Source organism: Paenirhodobacter sp. (assembly GCF_047600745.1).
GTDB lineage: Bacteria > Pseudomonadota > Alphaproteobacteria > Rhodobacterales > Rhodobacteraceae > Rhodobacter.
This window is the reverse complement of sequence record NZ_JASGKI010000006.1, coordinates 357,973-372,891: the sequence shown is the minus strand read 5'-3', so window position 1 is coordinate 372,891 and position 14,919 is coordinate 357,973. Positions and strand designations below refer to the sequence as shown.

General features: G+C 60.7%; 14 protein-coding genes and 2 pseudogenes. 2 read left to right on the top strand and 14 right to left on the bottom strand.

Annotation, left to right across the window (positions count from 1 at the left end; all coding sequences use genetic code 11):
* Positions 1-39: 39 nt before the first annotated feature.
* The 14 genes and pseudogenes from QM789_RS21130 to hpbA form a co-directional block, all read right to left on the bottom strand.
* Complete coding sequence (locus QM789_RS21130; protein ID WP_420353792.1) at positions 40-1,092, bottom strand: proline racemase family protein; 1,053 nt, start codon at positions 1,090-1,092, stop codon at positions 40-42.
* A gap of 146 nt (positions 1,093-1,238) precedes the next feature.
* On the bottom strand, positions 1,239-2,240 hold the full coding sequence (locus QM789_RS21125; RefSeq protein ID WP_420353791.1) for a glycine betaine ABC transporter substrate-binding protein: 1,002 nt from the start codon (positions 2,238-2,240) through the stop codon (positions 1,239-1,241).
* A 279-nt stretch (positions 2,241-2,519) separates the two neighbouring features.
* Entirely contained in the window at positions 2,520-3,323 is an 804-nt protein-coding gene (locus QM789_RS21120; RefSeq protein ID WP_420353790.1) for an enolase C-terminal domain-like protein, read from the bottom strand.
* Positions 3,304-3,630 (bottom strand): hypothetical protein, encoded by a 327-nt coding sequence (locus QM789_RS21115; protein WP_420353789.1) that lies wholly within the window; start codon positions 3,628-3,630, stop codon positions 3,304-3,306. Before QM789_RS21115 ends, QM789_RS21120 begins: the two co-directional genes overlap by 20 nt.
* Before the next feature lie 24 nt (positions 3,631-3,654).
* Positions 3,655-3,924, bottom strand: a complete 270-nt coding sequence (locus QM789_RS21110; RefSeq protein ID WP_420353788.1) for a hypothetical protein — start codon at positions 3,922-3,924, stop codon at positions 3,655-3,657.
* Positions 3,921-4,184, bottom strand: coding sequence for a zinc-binding dehydrogenase (locus QM789_RS21105; protein WP_420353787.1), 264 nt, complete (start codon positions 4,182-4,184; stop codon positions 3,921-3,923). The genes QM789_RS21110 and QM789_RS21105 overlap by 4 nt, the downstream gene beginning before the upstream one ends.
* A complete protein-coding gene (locus tag QM789_RS21100; protein ID WP_420353973.1) occupies positions 4,163-4,714 on the bottom strand; it encodes an alcohol dehydrogenase catalytic domain-containing protein in 552 nt (183 codons plus the stop codon). The genes QM789_RS21105 and QM789_RS21100 overlap by 22 nt, the downstream gene beginning before the upstream one ends.
* 164 nt (positions 4,715-4,878) lie before the next feature.
* Positions 4,879-5,826, bottom strand: a complete 948-nt coding sequence (locus tag QM789_RS21095) for a LysR family transcriptional regulator (protein ID WP_420353786.1) — start codon at positions 5,824-5,826, stop codon at positions 4,879-4,881.
* 53 nt (positions 5,827-5,879) lie between these two features.
* Positions 5,880-7,011: pseudogene (locus tag QM789_RS21090) on the bottom strand (S-(hydroxymethyl)glutathione dehydrogenase/class III alcohol dehydrogenase).
* A gap of 75 nt (positions 7,012-7,086) precedes the next feature.
* On the bottom strand, positions 7,087-8,475 hold the full coding sequence (locus QM789_RS21085; protein WP_420351095.1) for a Glu/Leu/Phe/Val family dehydrogenase: 1,389 nt from the start codon (positions 8,473-8,475) through the stop codon (positions 7,087-7,089).
* An 8-nt stretch (positions 8,476-8,483) separates the two neighbouring features.
* Positions 8,484-9,410: an electron transfer flavoprotein subunit alpha/FixB family protein gene (locus QM789_RS21080; protein ID WP_420351094.1), complete on the bottom strand. Its 927-nt coding sequence runs from the start codon at positions 9,408-9,410 to the stop codon at positions 8,484-8,486.
* Positions 9,410-10,168 (bottom strand): electron transfer flavoprotein subunit beta/FixA family protein, encoded by a 759-nt coding sequence (locus QM789_RS21075; protein WP_420353785.1) that lies wholly within the window; start codon positions 10,166-10,168, stop codon positions 9,410-9,412. The genes QM789_RS21080 and QM789_RS21075 overlap by 1 nt, the downstream gene beginning before the upstream one ends.
* 2 nt (positions 10,169-10,170) lie before the next feature.
* On the bottom strand, positions 10,171-10,776 hold the full coding sequence (locus QM789_RS21070) for a dimethylsulfonioproprionate lyase family protein (protein WP_420353784.1): 606 nt from the start codon (positions 10,774-10,776) through the stop codon (positions 10,171-10,173).
* 33 nt (positions 10,777-10,809) lie between these two features.
* Positions 10,810-12,847: pseudogene (hpbA, locus tag QM789_RS21065) on the bottom strand (N-methyl-L-proline N-demethylase HpbA).
* 169 nt (positions 12,848-13,016) lie between these two features.
* Between hpbA and QM789_RS21060 the strand changes: the two are divergent.
* A complete protein-coding gene (locus QM789_RS21060) occupies positions 13,017-13,655 on the top strand; it encodes a TetR/AcrR family transcriptional regulator (RefSeq protein WP_420353783.1) in 639 nt (212 codons plus the stop codon).
* A 102-nt stretch (positions 13,656-13,757) separates the two neighbouring features.
* Positions 13,758-14,759, top strand: coding sequence for an ABC transporter substrate-binding protein (locus QM789_RS21055; RefSeq protein WP_420353782.1), 1,002 nt, complete (start codon positions 13,758-13,760; stop codon positions 14,757-14,759).
* The last annotated feature ends 160 nt before the right edge of the window (positions 14,760-14,919 follow it).

The following is a 14,919-nucleotide window of genomic DNA, read 5'->3' as shown; positions in this document are numbered from 1 at the left end:
CCCCTTCCCCAATACGAAAGTTGGTTTGGCTCTTGCATATCAGGCCCAAGTATCGCCGACGGTAAAGCCCTCTGTAAAGGGATCATCATGATCGAGAACAAGCGTATTGAGGCCATAGATCCAACTGGTTCCCGAGATTTCCGGCACCACGGCGCGGTGGTTCGCGATCTCGGTCTCCTCGACCAGCCGCCCGGTATAGACATTGCCCAAGATGCTCTGGTGGCGGAAGCTCTGGTCCAGCGGCAACTCGCCCTTGGCGTGCAGCACCGCCATCTTGGCACAGGTGCCGGTGCCACAAGGGCAGCGGTCCAGGGCGCCGGTCCAGGTTGCCGGGTTGTCCCAGGAAAAATCACCCGAAGCCATGGTAACCGCGTTTTTCCAATCCGCTTTCGGGTCATCTGTCGGTCCGGAAAGCTGTGAAATGGTGATACCAACTCCCGGGTAATCAGGGTGCACGACCGGTAATTGCTCAATCGCCGCCTGCCGGATCATCGCCGAGATTCGGGAGATTTCGCGGCCATGCTGGGGAATGAGTTCAAGGCCGGGAAACTGCCTAACATCGGCAATAGCATAGAACATGCCACCCCAACCGACGTCGACCCGGACTTTACCCAGATGAGGGACCTCGATCTCGGCATCCAGATGGGCGGCGAAGGCCGGCACGTTGCGAAATGTTACACTGGTAACCTTCCCATTATGACAATCGGCACGTATCCGTATCAACCCTGCTGGAGCCTCAAGGACAAGTTCAGTGACAGGTTCCTTCATCGGCAGCAGACCCATTTCCAGAAGCACAGTGACAACCGAAATTGTATTGCCACCGGACATAACCGGATATTCGATCTGCTCCATAATCACATAGCCCGCATCGGCCTCGGGATGCGAAGGCGGAACAAGGATGTTGCAGCAGTGCGCCGAATAACCCCGAGGTTCGCGTAGAAGCAACTTACGCAACTGATCATCATTGGCTTCCAGCCATTTCATTTTTTCATAAACCGAGTTTCCCGGGATATGAGGAATGCCCCCCGTGACGACTCGCATCGGGGTTCCTGCATGTGTGTCGATAGCATGGATCATTCGCTTGAATTCCATTATTCATTCTCCTGAGTAGATATTCCGGGGAAACTTATGTAGCTCGCCCGACTGGGTGAAATCGGACAAGCCCGATGGTTTGTCAAACAGTGCATTGTGATAGAATTTGTCCGGCGCATCGGAGGAACAGAGTGCTACAACTATACTCAAAGACCAGATTCGACTTTTTCCGCGATATCGGCGGGCAGCCACTCTTTCCAGATATCCTTGTTCTCTTTCAGGAAATGGATTGCGGTGTCCTCTCCCATGGCCTGATTGTCTCCCTGCCACGCTATCAGCGAAGCCACCGTAGTATTTCGCCAGCCCCGAGTGTTGAAATATTTCATGATCGCAGGGTCGACGCGGTTGGAAAAATCTTTGGTCACGACCGTCATGACCGTATCGACGGGCCAAGCGGTTACCTTGGGATCCGGGCAATCCAGGTTGGTAATGCATCTTTGCCACTCCACCGAATCTTGTGCGGCATTGGGTTCGAGTAGCACCATCTCATACCGTCCCAACAAGGCGGTCGGAGCCCAGTAATATGTAATGAACCCCACCTTCCGTTCATATGCCCTGGCAATAGCGCCATCCAGACCAGCAGCCGATCCAGGCCTCATCAGATTGAAGCCTTTTTGTTCAGCATCATAGGCCTTGAACAACTGGGCCGTCACCACAGTCGCCCCCCATCCTTCAGAGCCATTGAAAATCACGCCTTTGCTGGGATCTTCTGGATCAGGGAAAAGTTCGGGATGCGCTAGCGCATCCTCAACCGTTTTGATTTCAGGGTGTGCTTCGGCGATGTATTTTGGAATCCACCATCCCTGAATTCCGCCGTCCGGCAAAGCCGACGCGCCATAAACGATTTTCCCGTCCTTCAGGCCCTGCGGAACAATTTCAGGAAGAAGATCCACCCAGGTCTCCGAAGAAACGTCAGGCGTTCCTTTCTCGATCATGGATGTCGTGGAGGGAACCGTATCCCCCGGGATGGTCTCGACACTACAACCATAGCCCTTTTCAAGGATAATCTTGTCGACATAGGTCAAAAGCTCAGCGCTCTGAACATTGTGGAGGGCGAGCGTTATGGTGCCGCAATCCTGAGCGTTGACCGAACATGCGCCGCTGAAGAAGCCAGCTGCCAAAACAGTAGTAGCAAGAAGCCGTTGCATTTTATCTCCCTATTGTTGGCGTCGTGAGAATCAAGTATCATATTGTTATTGTTGAGTAAGTTTTGTCGTCCGAAGGCTGGTGGGCTTCGGGTTTGATCTGCCTGATCGTGTATCGTATACGATATTTTACAGTAGGCGCGATTCTGTCAAGGAATTATTTTAAGAATCGCGCTGATACAGGAACTCCAACATCCTCTTTCACGAGGTGAAGAACAGGGATCGAAGGCGATCGCACATTCCCACGCATGATGGTTCATCAGGATCAGATTTCGCATCGGATCACTCCCACCTATACGAGACGACGGGCTCTCCAAGCACATCAAGGCGTGGAGTCACCCCCAGGCCTGGCGCATCCGGTGCGTGAACACGTCCGTCCTCTATACGGAAGTTCCCGTCGGCTGTCTTCAACAACACTATATCTCGGCATTCCAGCAAGCAACGGAGCTGCCTTTCCGGGACTGTTTGTCCCATGTGGACGAACGCCGCAAAGGCAATATCAGATCTGGTCGTCTCCTGCACACTGAGCGTATAACCGGCGGCCAGACAAATACCACGGTGACGACGCCCTCGCGTCAACCCTCCGTTCTTTGAGATTTTCAGACCAATCCCCTCGGCAAAGTCATCGGCAATGAGCTGGACGATCGAAGCGTCGCTCAAGGAAAGTTCATCGAAAATAATCAGCACATCCGTGCGACGACAAGGCGAAAGGCATTCACGCCAGGTCGTACAAGGAGCTTCGAGCACGAAATCGAGACCATGCGGCAGTAAGCGCAGCATACGCAAGGCGGTTTCAACGCTCATCCCACCATTCGCATCCACGATGAAGAATTCACCCGGACGTTTGTCCGCCAAAGACGCAGAAATGCGGGCGGCGTCATCCGCCAGATCGTCGCCGATCTTGACGGAATGGCCAATATACCCGCGCGCCCGATGTTCTGCAACGCGATTGCGCATATCCTGGGAGTCACCCATATAGATCGAGGAAATGAGCGGCATCCGCGCATTGGTGCGCCCCCCCGAAGATCGCAGACCGGAATTCCCAAAAACACCCCAACACGTCACGTCAAGTGCCGTTTTGGTCATGTTCATGACCAAGAAGTGCCTGATCCATGGCCTCGTTGATCCGCTTCACTCTGCGCAGATCCAAGCCCAGCAGGTGAGGTGCTATCTCGGCTATTCCCGCTCGGACACCAAAGGCATGCAACGCGATATAGGTCGAACCAAACGGCGTGCTCTCGCCCGATCCTGCAATGCCATTGTCCGCCGTGATCCGCACGATCGTCGTATCAAAGCTGCGATACTCCCACCCTCCCGATAATGTATATACCCCTCCAGAGTAAGGAAAATTTACCTGGTAAACGTCGATTTTCTCGATTGCAAGTTCAAACATGAGTTTCATCCTATTGGGGAATGGTCAGGACCAGTTTCCCCCCGTGGCCTTTGAGAGGAATTCCTTCTGGGAATCCACAATCTGCTCCAGCGGCCAAACACTCGCAACATTCGGACGGATTTCTCCATGCTCAATGTAAGAGATCAGGTTCTCGAATACCTCGTCTTCCTGAAATGTGCATCCCAAAATGGTAAGATCCTTGAGATATAATCTGCGTATATCCAGCTCCACGATCGGTCCAGCGATAGCTCCGGCCACTGCATAGTGCCCACCGCGTTTCAGCAATTGGATCAATTCGGAAAATCCGGGACCGCCCACCACATCCAGAACAACATCAATGGATTGCAGCGGAAATGATCTGCTAACAGATCGCCACGCGGGATCACCTGCTCCGCGCCGAGGGACCTCAGCTGCTCCGCCTTGTTCTTTCCCGCGGCCGCAGTTACACGCGCACCCCTGCGTTTCGCAAGCTGTATCGCTGCAGAACCAACCCCACCCGAGGCTCCGGTGATCAGCACATGCTCGCCCGCTTTCACCTGCGCCCGGTGAACCATACCCTCTGCGGTCGAATAGGCGCAGGGCACCGAAGCCAGTTCGACATCGCTCCAATCGCAGTCGATCCTGTATGTTCCCCGCGCAGGCGCCTTGGCATATTGCGCGAAGGCTCCGTCACATTCCGACCCGAAAGTCCAGAGCATTTCCATGGAAGATAGTCGACATAGGAACGCAACATATTGCGGACGAGAACCTGTTCCCCAATACGGTCGAGATTTACACCTTCTCCAACCGCTACGATACGGCCGCAACAATCTGCGCCCTTGATACGCGGAAAAATCAGAGCCACACCCGACCAACTCGCATCATTTTCATTCGTGATGTCATATCCTTCGACTCCACCATCCGACGTTGCGCGGGTCACACTCTTCGAATACCATCCGATCCGGGTATTGGTGTCGGTGTTGTTGATACCGGTCGCCGCAACCTTGACAAGAACCTCGCCCCGACCGGGCAGCGGAACCGGGATATCATTCCGAATTTCAATCTTTTCGAAGTCGACATGCTCAGTCAACAAAGCACCGGTCATTCGTATCGGAATTTTATCGTATGATGGCATTGCATCTGTCCCTGGCTCGCGCGGCTCATTCCCGAGCCCGAACGATCCGGAGCCGGGATGATCATCCGTCCATCAGGGGAAAGATTTGGATTCGGGGCAATGCACGAAAAATTCCATGGCGAGTTGATCTGAAGTCAACCGGGAAGGCGTGACATGCAGTCAGAGCGAGCGCCCCGTCGGGTAGGGTAACGCCCGCACTTGGCGTATCCATTCGCGCACGACCTCAGCCGCTTCGGACAGCTTGCGCACGCTGTTCCAAGTGAGATAATAGCCCCCGGCGCCGGCATGATCAGGTCGCTGAACCGTACCAGATCTCTCCGCTCGACAAGTGGCCAGACTATCCGGTGCCACCCGATGACCAATCCCTGGTTCGCCACGGCGGCTTGCAGGGCGATGCTGAATTTACCAAAGCGCCGCCCCCTCAGCGCCTCTGCCTTGATCCCGCCACGAAACAGAATTTCTTCCCAACCTAACCAATCGGATTCGACCCATTTCACACTCAGAAGCGGCAAATCGGCCAGATCGCCGATTGTCGCCCCTTTGTGATCCCGGGCGAACTCCGGGCTGCATACCGGGTAAACCCAGACATCGAAAAGCAGTTCTACCGTTTCACCAGACCATGAGCCGGAGCCATATCGAATGCGCAGTTCGACATCGCTACGACGATAATTTCGCACATTCTCCCAAACGACATGATCTTCGAGAATCCCCGGATGTCTGCTCCAGAAATCCGACATTCTTGGAATGAGCCATATCGTTGCAAAAACATCGCTACAGGAGATGGCAACATTGTTCGTAATTTCTCCGTCCTTGATCGAGCGGACGACCCCTGCGGCGCGAGAAAAACCGCTGGCCAGCGCGCGAAACAGGTCTTCTCCGGCGCTGGTCAGCACAACTCCCTTACCGTTTCGGACGAAAAGCCGCGCACCAAGCTCCTGTTCGACGGATTTTATCTGACGGCTGACCGCATCCGGCGTTACGTTCAGCTCCTGTGCCGCCAGTTTGAAGCTTGAATGCCTCGCCGCGGCTTCGAACACGGCGAGTGCACTGAGAGACGGAAGACCATAATAACGGCGGACCAAGACCGACGCCTATCTCCGATAGGGGTGGGGTTGATCCGCCCTTTGCCCTGCGATCAATACACCACCACAGCGCGGATGGATTCTCCCCTGTGCATCAGGTCGAAGCCTTCGTTGATGCGTTCGAGCGGCAGGGTGTGGGTGATCATCGGGTCGATCTCGATCTTGCCGTTCATATACCAGTCGACGATGCCCGGCACATCGGTCCGGCCGCGCGCGCCGCCGAAGGCCGTGCCCTTCCACACGCGGCCCGTCACCAGTTGGAACGGCCGCGTCTGGATCTCGGCCCCGGCGGGCGCGACGCCGATGACGACCGAAACGCCCCAGCCGCGATGGGTGCATTCCAGCGCATCGCGCATCACCTTGACATTGCCGGTGCAGTCAAAGCTGTAATCCGCGCCGCCGATCTGATCGAAGGGCGTCTTCGTCATGTTGACGATGTGCTGAACGACGGAGCCGTCGATCTCCTTCGGGTTGACGAAATGGGTCATGCCGAAGCGCTCGCCCCATTCCTTCTTGTCGTTGTTCAGATCGACGCCGATGATCATGTCTGCCCCGGCCATCTTCAGGCCCTGGATCACGTTCAGCCCGATCCCGCCCAGGCCGAAGACCACCGCCTTGGCGCCGATTTCGACCTTCGCCGTGTTGATCACCGCGCCGATGCCGGTGGTGACGCCACAGCCGATGTAGCAGACCTTATCGAAGGGCGCGTCGTCGCGGATCTTCGCCAGCGCGATTTCCGGCACCACCGTGTGCTGCGCAAAGGTCGAGCAGCCCATGTAGTGGTAGATCGGCGTGCCGTCGAGCATCGAAAACCGCGTGGTCCCGTCCGGCATCAGCCCCTGCCCCTGAGTCGCCCGGATCGAGGTGCAGAGGTTCGTCTTCTGGCTCAGGCAGCTCGGGCACTGCCGGCATTCGGGGGTGTAGAGCGGAATCACATGGTCGCCGGGCTTCAGCGTGGTGACGCCCTCGCCCACTTCCAGCACGATCCCCGCCCCTTCATGGCCCAGGATCGCGGGGAAGATCCCCTCCGGATCGGCGCCCGAGAAGCGTGAATTCGTCGGTATGACAGATACCCGTCGCCTTGATCTCAACCAGAACCTCCCCCGCCTTCGGGCCGTCGAGGTTCACTTCCATGATTTCAAGCGGTTTTCCGGGGGCGACAGCTACCGCAGCACGGGTTCTCATTTCGAATTCTCCTTCAGTCTCATATCAATTGGTTGATCGGTTTGCCGTCTCGACAGCATAAAGAGCGCCCGTCCCCTAAATTCCGAGGTCGCGATAGGCGTTGGCGACTTCTTCGATGGCGAGCACATAGCCCGCGCGGCGGAGGGAGCCGAGTTCGGGCTGTTCGGCCAGCCTCTGGGCGATGCGGCGATAGGCGGCGCGGATCATCTCCTCAAGGCCCGAGCGCACCAGGTCAAGCTCCGACCCGGAGTCAGCCAGATCGGACCGCACGCGCGAGGGGATCGCCTGGCTCGTTGCCGACTGGATCAGGTCCGCCACATGCGAGAAGCGGCGCTGCGTGATCCGCCGCTCCATCAGACCAAAGGGCATATGCGTCAGGTTCTTGACCCATTCGAAATAGCTGACGATCACGCCCCCCGCATTGGCGCAGAGGTCTGGGATGACGGTGATGCCGCGCTCCCACAGGATCCGGTCGGCCTCGAAATCAATCGGCCCGTTGGCGGCCTCGATGACGATCCGCGCCTTGATCCGCGCGGCATTCTCGCTGGTGATGACATTCTCCAGCGCCGCCGGGATCAGGATGTCGCAGTCCGTGCAAAGCGCCTCGGGCGTGACCGGTTGCACCTCGGCGCCGCCGAAACCGGCCAGCGCGCCGCCCTGCGCCAAGTGGGCGCGCAGCGCTGCGATGTCGATGCCGTCCTCGCGGAACAGAAAGACGTCGCGCTCGATGATGCCGGTGATGTGGGCGCCGTATTCCTCGGCCAGCACATGGGCGGCATGCGAGCCGACATTGCCGAAGCCCTGGATGACGATCCGTTTGCCCGCCAACCCTTCGGCCCCGCAATGTTCGGCCAGCACATAGGCCACGCCGCGCCCGGTCGCCTCGGTCCGCCCGGCGATGCCGCCGCGCGACAGCGGCTTGCCGGTGACGCAGGCCGCCGCGTTCAGCGTTTCCAGAGGCGAAATCCGGCGATATTCATCCGCCATCCAGGCCATCTCGCGCTCGCCCGTGCCCATATCGGGCGCCGGGACGTTGCGGCCCGGGCTGATCAACCCGCGCCGGGCCAGTTCCTGCGTGAAGCGGCGGGTGATCTTTTCCAGTTCCAGTTCGGTCCATTCACGCGGATCTATGCAAAGTGCGCCCTTCGAGCCGCCAAAGGGCACGCCTGCGACTGCGCATTTCAGCGTCATCAGCGCCGCCAGAGCCTCGACCTCTTCACCGGTAGCGTCCGGCGCGTAGCGGATCCCGCCCTTGACCGGCTCGATCTGTTCGGAATGCACCGCGCGCCAGCCGGTGAAGCTGATCAACTCGCCGCGCAGCCGGACGCCGAAGGTCACCCGATAGATCGAGTTCGTGGCCTTGATCCGCTCGGCCAGCCCCTTGGGCAGGGTCATATGCGCAAAGGCGCCGTCGAAATGCGCACCGACGCTGGCGAGGAACGATGTGATCCGGGTATCCGTCATGGCTTCCCCTACAGCTTCTGTGTCAGTTCTGGGACATTGGTGAACAGGTCTCCGACCAGCCCGTAATCGGCGACCTGGAAGATCGGCGCCTCCCCGTCCTTGTTGATCGCAACGATCACCTTGCTGTCCCTCATCCCCGCAAGGTGCTGGATCGCGCCCGAGATGCCGACCGCGACATACAAGTCCGGCGCCACCACCTTGCCGGTCTGGCCCACCTGCCAGTCGTTCGGCGCATAGCCCGAATCCACCGCCGCGCGGCTTGCCCCCACCGCGGCCCCGAGCTTGTCAGCAAGTGCCTCGATGATGGCAAAACTCTCCTTCGAGCCCAGACCGCGGCCGCCCGAGACCACCCGCTTGGCCGAGGTCAGCTCGGGGCGGTCGCTCTCGGCTACCTCGTCGGCAACCCAGGCCGACAGGCCCGGATCGGCGGCGGCGGCGGTCTCCGCCACGCTGGCCAAACCGCCCTCGCCCGCCGCGTCGAAGCTCGCTGTGCGGATGGTGAAGACCTTCCTGGCATCCTTCGAGCGCACCACCTGAATGGCGTTGCCCGCATAGATCGGCCGTTCGAACGTGTCCGCGTCGATCACGGCCGAGACGTCCGACAGCACCATCACGTCGAGAAGCGCCGCCACGCGCGGCATGACGTTCTTGGCGTCCGTGGTCGCCGGGGCGGCGATGTGGTCGTAATCACCGGCAAGGCCCACGATCAGCGCCGCCGTCGGCTCGGCCAGGCGGTGGCCGTAGAGCGCGTTTTCCGCGACCAGAACCCTGGCGACGCCGGCGATCTTTGCCGCCTCCTCACCCGCGGCGCGGGCCGAGGCGCCGGCGCAGAGCACCGTGACATCGCCCAGGCCCTTGACCGCACCCACCGCCTTCGCCGTCGCGTCACGGTTCAGCACCCCGTTCGTCACTTCCGCAACCAGAAGAACAGCCATCAGATCACCCCCGCTTCCTTCAGCTTGCCGACCAGTTCGTCCACCGAGCCGACCTTGATGCCGGCCTTGCGGCCCTCGGGCTCGCGCACCGAGACCACCTCCAGCCGCGGCGAGACGTCGACGCCGTAATCGGCGGCGGCCTTCTCATCGAGCAGCTTCTTCTTGGCCTTCATGATGTTCGGCAGCGAAGCGTAGCGCGGCTCGTTCAGGCGCAGGTCGGCGGTGATGATGGCGGGCAGCTTGACCTCAATGGTCTGCAACCCGCCGTCCACCTCGCGGGTGACCTTGGCCGCCTCGCCCTCGATCTCCACCTTGCTGGCGAAGGTCGCCTGCGCCCAGCCCAGGATCGCCGCCAGCATCTGGCCGGTGGCGTTCATGTCGTTGTCGATCGCCTGCTTGCCGGCGATGACGAGCTGTACGCCTTCCGCCCTGGCCACCGCGGCGAGGATCTTCGCCACCGCCAAAGGCTCGATGTCCTGCTGCACATCGTCCGTAGCGGTGACGAGAATGGCGCGGTCGGCGCCCATCGCCAGCGCGGTGCGCAGCGTCTCCGCCGCCTGCTTGACACCGATCGAGACGGCGATGACCTCCTCGGCCCGGCCCTTCTCCCTCAGCCGGATCGCCTCTTCCACCGCGATCTCGTCGAACGGGTTCATCGACATCTTCACATTCGAAAGGTCGACACCAGACCCGTCACCCATCACACGGACCTTCACATTATAGTCGACAACCCGCTTCACCGGAACGAGAACCTTCATGTTCATCCTCCGATCGGAGCGGCCGAAACCTCTTGCCCCGCCCATAACGCCCAAAGCGCAAGCAGCGGGACGTCGCCGGAACGCATGGCGTGAACCGCGTGCGGCGGGACGAAGAAGCTGCCGCCGATCCCCGGTTCGAACCAATCCGAGCCATTCCTGCGGAATTGCCCGGGCGAAAGCACCAGATAAGTTTCTTCCGGCGCGTGTCGATGGTCGGGATAGCGTGTGTGCGGCGCGAGCAGGCTCAGCCCGATCCAGATATCGCGGCGCTCCTCGATGCCGCCCGGGCCGAGCAGCATCGCATTGGCATGATTGTCGGCGAAATTCGCGCTGGCAGTCGTATCGCCGCTCCGCCGCCGCCAGCAGAGGTCCGGAGACAACGCACGAATGGCCGCCGGCAGCCTGGCAAAATCCCCCTGCCAGTCGAGCGCAGGTCCAAGCCATTGGCAGACCGGCAGCGTGGCGGCTTCGGCGCCGGGGGCGCCGACATGCCGCATCGCGCCGACGATACGGCACAGGGAGGCCGGGGAACCCCCATCCCGTGCGCGCGCCTGCATCGCCGGCAACGCGAGATCGAGAAAGTCTTGCAGGGCCTTGCATCGTGCCATTGCGGTTGTTCCTGTCGGCCATCGCCTGTTGGGTCAGAGATCCTTGACCAGCCGTAGCGCGTCATAGATCGCGGCATGGGTGTTGCGCGCGGCCACCGCATCGCCGATGCGGAACAGCCGGAAGCCGCCCTCGGGGTTTTTACGGACCGCCTGCAACCGCCCGGTGGTCAATGCTTCGTAATCCACCTCTCCGAGGTTCGACGACAGCGGTTTGAGCGCGAAATACAGGTCGTCCAGCGGTCGGGTGCCGTGGTTCACCACGACCTGATCCACGACCCGCTCGCGGGTGACGCCGCCATAGTCGCTGCCCAGAACCGCGCGCAGCTTGTTGCCTTCGCGCGTCACCGAGATCAGCCGCCAGGTCACGGTGAATGTGGTGTCGCGCTTTTGCAGGTTGCGCATGTAGGGCACCAGAATTCATCGCCATCACCTCGGGCGAGAAGCTGCGGTCGGGGGTGACGATCTCGACCCGGGCGCCGGTGGCCGAGATCAGATCGGCGGCTTGGAGCGCAGCGTGATCGCCCGCATCGTCGTAGATCAGCACATCCCGCCCGGGCCTGACATCCCCCGACAGCACGTCCCAGGCCGAACAGGTCAGATCGTTGCCACTCGTCAGAACCTCGGTATGAGGCAGGCCCCCGGTCGCGATGATCACCTCGTCGGGGTTCGTGGCCAGGACGTCGCCTTCATCGGCGAAGGTGTTGAAGTTGAAGGTGACGCCACGCTTTTCGCACATCGCCTGCCGCCAGGCGATGATCGAGATCATCTCCCGCCGCCGTTCTTGCAGGGCGGTCAGACGGATCTGCCCGCCGGGCTGATCGGCTGCTTCGAAGACGGTGACGGCATGGCCGCGTTCGGCAGCGACTCGAGCCGCCTCCATGCCTGCGGGACCGGCGCCGACGATGGTGATGCGCTTCTTCACCTCCGCCGCCGGGATGGTCTGCGGCATCGTCTCTTCGCGGCCCGTCGCGGGGTTGTGCAGGCAAAACGCCATGCCGCCCTGATAAATCCGGTCGAGGCAATAGTTCGCGCCGACGCAGGGGCGGATATCATCCTCGCGCTTCTCGACAATCTTGCGCACCACATGAGGGTCTGCCATGTGTGCCCGCGTCATGCCGACCATATCCACCAACCCTGCGGCGATGGCATGACGCGCCGTCGGCACGTCGGGGATCTTGGCCGCGTGGAAGGTCGGAAAGTTGGTGGCATTGCGGATCTGACCGGCGAATTCCAGATGCGGCGCGCCCCGCATCCCCTGCACCGGGATCACGTCGGTGAGGCCCGCATCGGTGTCGATATGGCCCTTCACCACATTCAGGAAATCGACCAGTCCGCTGTCCTTGAGCTTCTGCGAGATCTCGATCCCGTCCTTCGCGTCGAAGCCCCCGGGCAGGTCCTCATCCCCGGTATAGCGCACGCCCAGCAGGAAATCCTCGCCGCAGCGTTCCCGGATGCCGCGCAGAATGTCGAAGGTGAAGCGCAGGCGGTTGTCCAGGCTGCCGCCATAGGGGCCGTCCAGGTCGTTGGTCAGCGGCGACCAGAACTGATCCATCAGGTGCCCGTAGGCTTGCAGCTCCAGCCCGTCCAACCCGGCAGCCTTCATCCGCTCGGCGGCATCAACATAGTCGCCGATGATGCGCTGAATATCCCAATCCTCCAGCTTCTTCGGAAAGGAACGGTGCGCCGCTTCGCGTTCATGGCTGGGCGAGACGACCGGCAGCCAGTCCGCCTTGTCCCAACGGGTGCGGCGGCCAAGGTGCGTCAACTGGATCATCACCGCGCAGCCGTGATCGTGGCATTCGTCCGTCAGCTTCTTCATCCAGCCGACAACCTCGTCCTTCCACGCCAGGATATTGTTGAACACCGGCGGGCTGTCGCGCGAGACCGAGGCCGATCCCGCCGTCATCGTCAGCGCGACACCCGCCTTTGCCCGCTCGACATGATAGGCACGGTAGCGGTCCTTCGGCATCCCGTCCTCGGGATAGGCGGGCTCATGACTGGTGATCATGATGCGGTTGCGAAGCGTCAGATGCTTCAGTTGAAAAGGCTGCAAAAGGGGATCGTTCGACATCGGATCTGCCTGTGAAAGGGTGGAGAGTCGAATTTCAGGATCGAAGTAATGTTCATATGTGTCAATTATAAATTCACAAGTGAACTATTGAAAATCATATGTGCACAAAAAAAGATCAGAGCGGAACATTCCAATTGAACCGAATCAGGGACCGGGTTAGCCATTGGATATGGAAAACCTCGCAGAAACGGCAGAAACGGGATGGCGCGGATCACGCAGGGGCTGGCTGGAGGCCGGCTATCAGGCGTTGATCGAAGGCGGCATCGACGCGGTGAAGATTCAGCCTCTGGCGAAGCGGCTGAATCTGTCGCGCACCAGTTTTTATTGGTTTTTTGAGGATCGCGAGGCGCTGCTGACTGCCCTGATCGAGGGGTGGGAGGAACGCACGACCGATCCGCTGATCCGTGCGACACAGGAATATGCCGAAACGCTGGCCGAGGGGATGCTGAACGTCCTGGCCTGTTTTCTCTGCGGCCTGTTCGACAGCAAACTGGAATTCGTCGTGCGGGGCTGGTCCTTGCAGGACGAAAAGGTGGAGGCGCGCCTCGCGGCGGCGGATGAAAAACGGCTGGTGGCCCTGCGCAACATGCTGACCCGATGGGGATGCGAGGAGCAGGAGGCCGATGTCCGTGCACGCACCATCTATCTGACCCAGATCGGTTATATCTCGATGCGTGCGCAGGAAGATACGGACACCCGCCTCGCCCGCATCCCCGCCTATATCGAAATCTATACGGGGCAGGCCGCCGCACCGCGCGAACTCGCCCGGTTCCAGGCCCGCGTCAAAAGTTCGGCCCGCCCGCGGTAGATCCTGCGCGGTCCCGACCTAGAGGTTTCCTCCATCCAGCCGTCCGGGCAATGCGACATCCCGGGTCAGCAAGATTGTAAGAGTCGCGACAGGGAGACCGAAATGCAACGATCCTTTCTTCTGGGCACCATCGCCGCGCTGCCCTTCATGGCGCTGGCCGGCACCGCCTCGGCGGATTGCGGCAGGCTGACGATCGCCAGCATGAACTGGCAGAGCGCCGAAGTTGCGGCCGCGCTGGACGCCTTCGTGCTGAACAACGGCTATGGCTGCGATGCCGAGGTGATTCAGGGCGATACGGTGCCGACGCTGACCTCGATGGTGGAAAAGGGCCAGCCCGAGATCGCTCCGGAAGGCTGGGTCGATCTGGTGCCCGAGGTGATCCAGGCGGGCCTTGCCGAGAACAAGATCGTCGTCACCGGCGACATCCTGTCTGATGGGGCGGTGCAGGGCTGGTGGATTCCGAAATACATCGCCGATGCCAACCCCGGCCTGAAGACCATCGACGATCTGCTGAAGCATCCCGAACTGTTCCCCGATCCGGAGGACCCGTCGAAGGGCGCGATCTTCAACGGGCCGCAGGGCTGGGGCGGCACGGTGGTCACCGGCCAGTTGTTCAAGGCCTTCGGTGCGGAGGAGGCCGGATTCAACCTGATCGACAGCGGTTCCGCGGCGGGACTCGACGGCTCTATCGCGCGCGCCTATGAGCGCGGGCAGGGCTGGGTCGGCTATTACTGGGCGCCGACCGCGCTGCTCGGTCGCTATGAGATGGTCAAGCTGGGCCACGGCGTGCCGCTCGATCCGGAGGAATGGAAGGCCTGCACCTCCAATGCCGATTGCGCCGAGCCGAAGAAGAACGACTGGCCCACTGACAAGGTGCAGACCGTCGTTGCCAAGGGCTTTGCCGACGCCGCCCCGCCGGAGGTGATGGATTACCTGTCCAAACGGTCCTGGTCCAATGCCACGGTGAACGCGCTGATGGCCTGGATGACCGACAATCAGGCCACGGGCGAGGATGGCGCGCGCGAATTCCTGCGCAGCAACGAAGCAATCTGGACTCAATGGGTCACGCCCGAGGCGGCGGAGAAGATCAAGGCGGCACTGTAAGCCCGTCTGCGGGCGCCCCGGGGCGGCGTTTTGGTAGAACCCCGGGGCGTTTCCGAAAGGCCAGCCTCGGGAAACCGGGACGAACAGGAAAAACGGACCCCGTGTCGCGAGGCCGAACCCGGCGTCCTTCGCACTTTCATCCAGCCGCCCGGGGCATTGC

Excerpts from the sequence above, each read along its gene's own strand:
- QM789_RS21055 (WP_420353782.1), top strand. The coding sequence starts at position 13,758 with ATGCAACGATCCTTTCTTCTGGGCACCATCGCCGCGCTGCCCTTCATG.
- QM789_RS21085 (WP_420351095.1), bottom strand. The coding sequence starts at position 8,475 with ATGACGGATACCCGGATCACATCGTTCCTCGCCAGCGTCGGTGCGCAT.
- QM789_RS21120 (WP_420353790.1), bottom strand. The coding sequence starts at position 3,323 with ATGACCAAAACGGCACTTGACGTGACGTGTTGGGGTGTTTTTGGGAAT.
- QM789_RS21130 (WP_420353792.1), bottom strand. The coding sequence starts at position 1,092 with ATGGAATTCAAGCGAATGATCCATGCTATCGACACACATGCAGGAACC.
- QM789_RS21100 (WP_420353973.1), bottom strand. The coding sequence starts at position 4,714 with ATGACCGGTGCTTTGTTGACTGAGCATGTCGACTTCGAAAAGATTGAA.
- QM789_RS21060 (WP_420353783.1), top strand. The coding sequence starts at position 13,017 with ATGGAAAACCTCGCAGAAACGGCAGAAACGGGATGGCGCGGATCACGC.
- QM789_RS21070 (WP_420353784.1), bottom strand. The coding sequence starts at position 10,776 with ATGGCACGATGCAAGGCCCTGCAAGACTTTCTCGATCTCGCGTTGCCG.
- QM789_RS21125 (WP_420353791.1), bottom strand. The coding sequence starts at position 2,240 with ATGCAACGGCTTCTTGCTACTACTGTTTTGGCAGCTGGCTTCTTCAGC.
- QM789_RS21075 (WP_420353785.1), bottom strand. The coding sequence starts at position 10,168 with ATGAAGGTTCTCGTTCCGGTGAAGCGGGTTGTCGACTATAATGTGAAG.
- QM789_RS21115 (WP_420353789.1), bottom strand. The coding sequence starts at position 3,630 with ATGTTTGAACTTGCAATCGAGAAAATCGACGTTTACCAGGTAAATTTT.
- QM789_RS21080 (WP_420351094.1), bottom strand. The coding sequence starts at position 9,410 with ATGGCTGTTCTTCTGGTTGCGGAAGTGACGAACGGGGTGCTGAACCGT.
- QM789_RS21105 (WP_420353787.1), bottom strand. The coding sequence starts at position 4,184 with ATGGTTCACCGGGCGCAGGTGAAAGCGGGCGAGCATGTGCTGATCACC.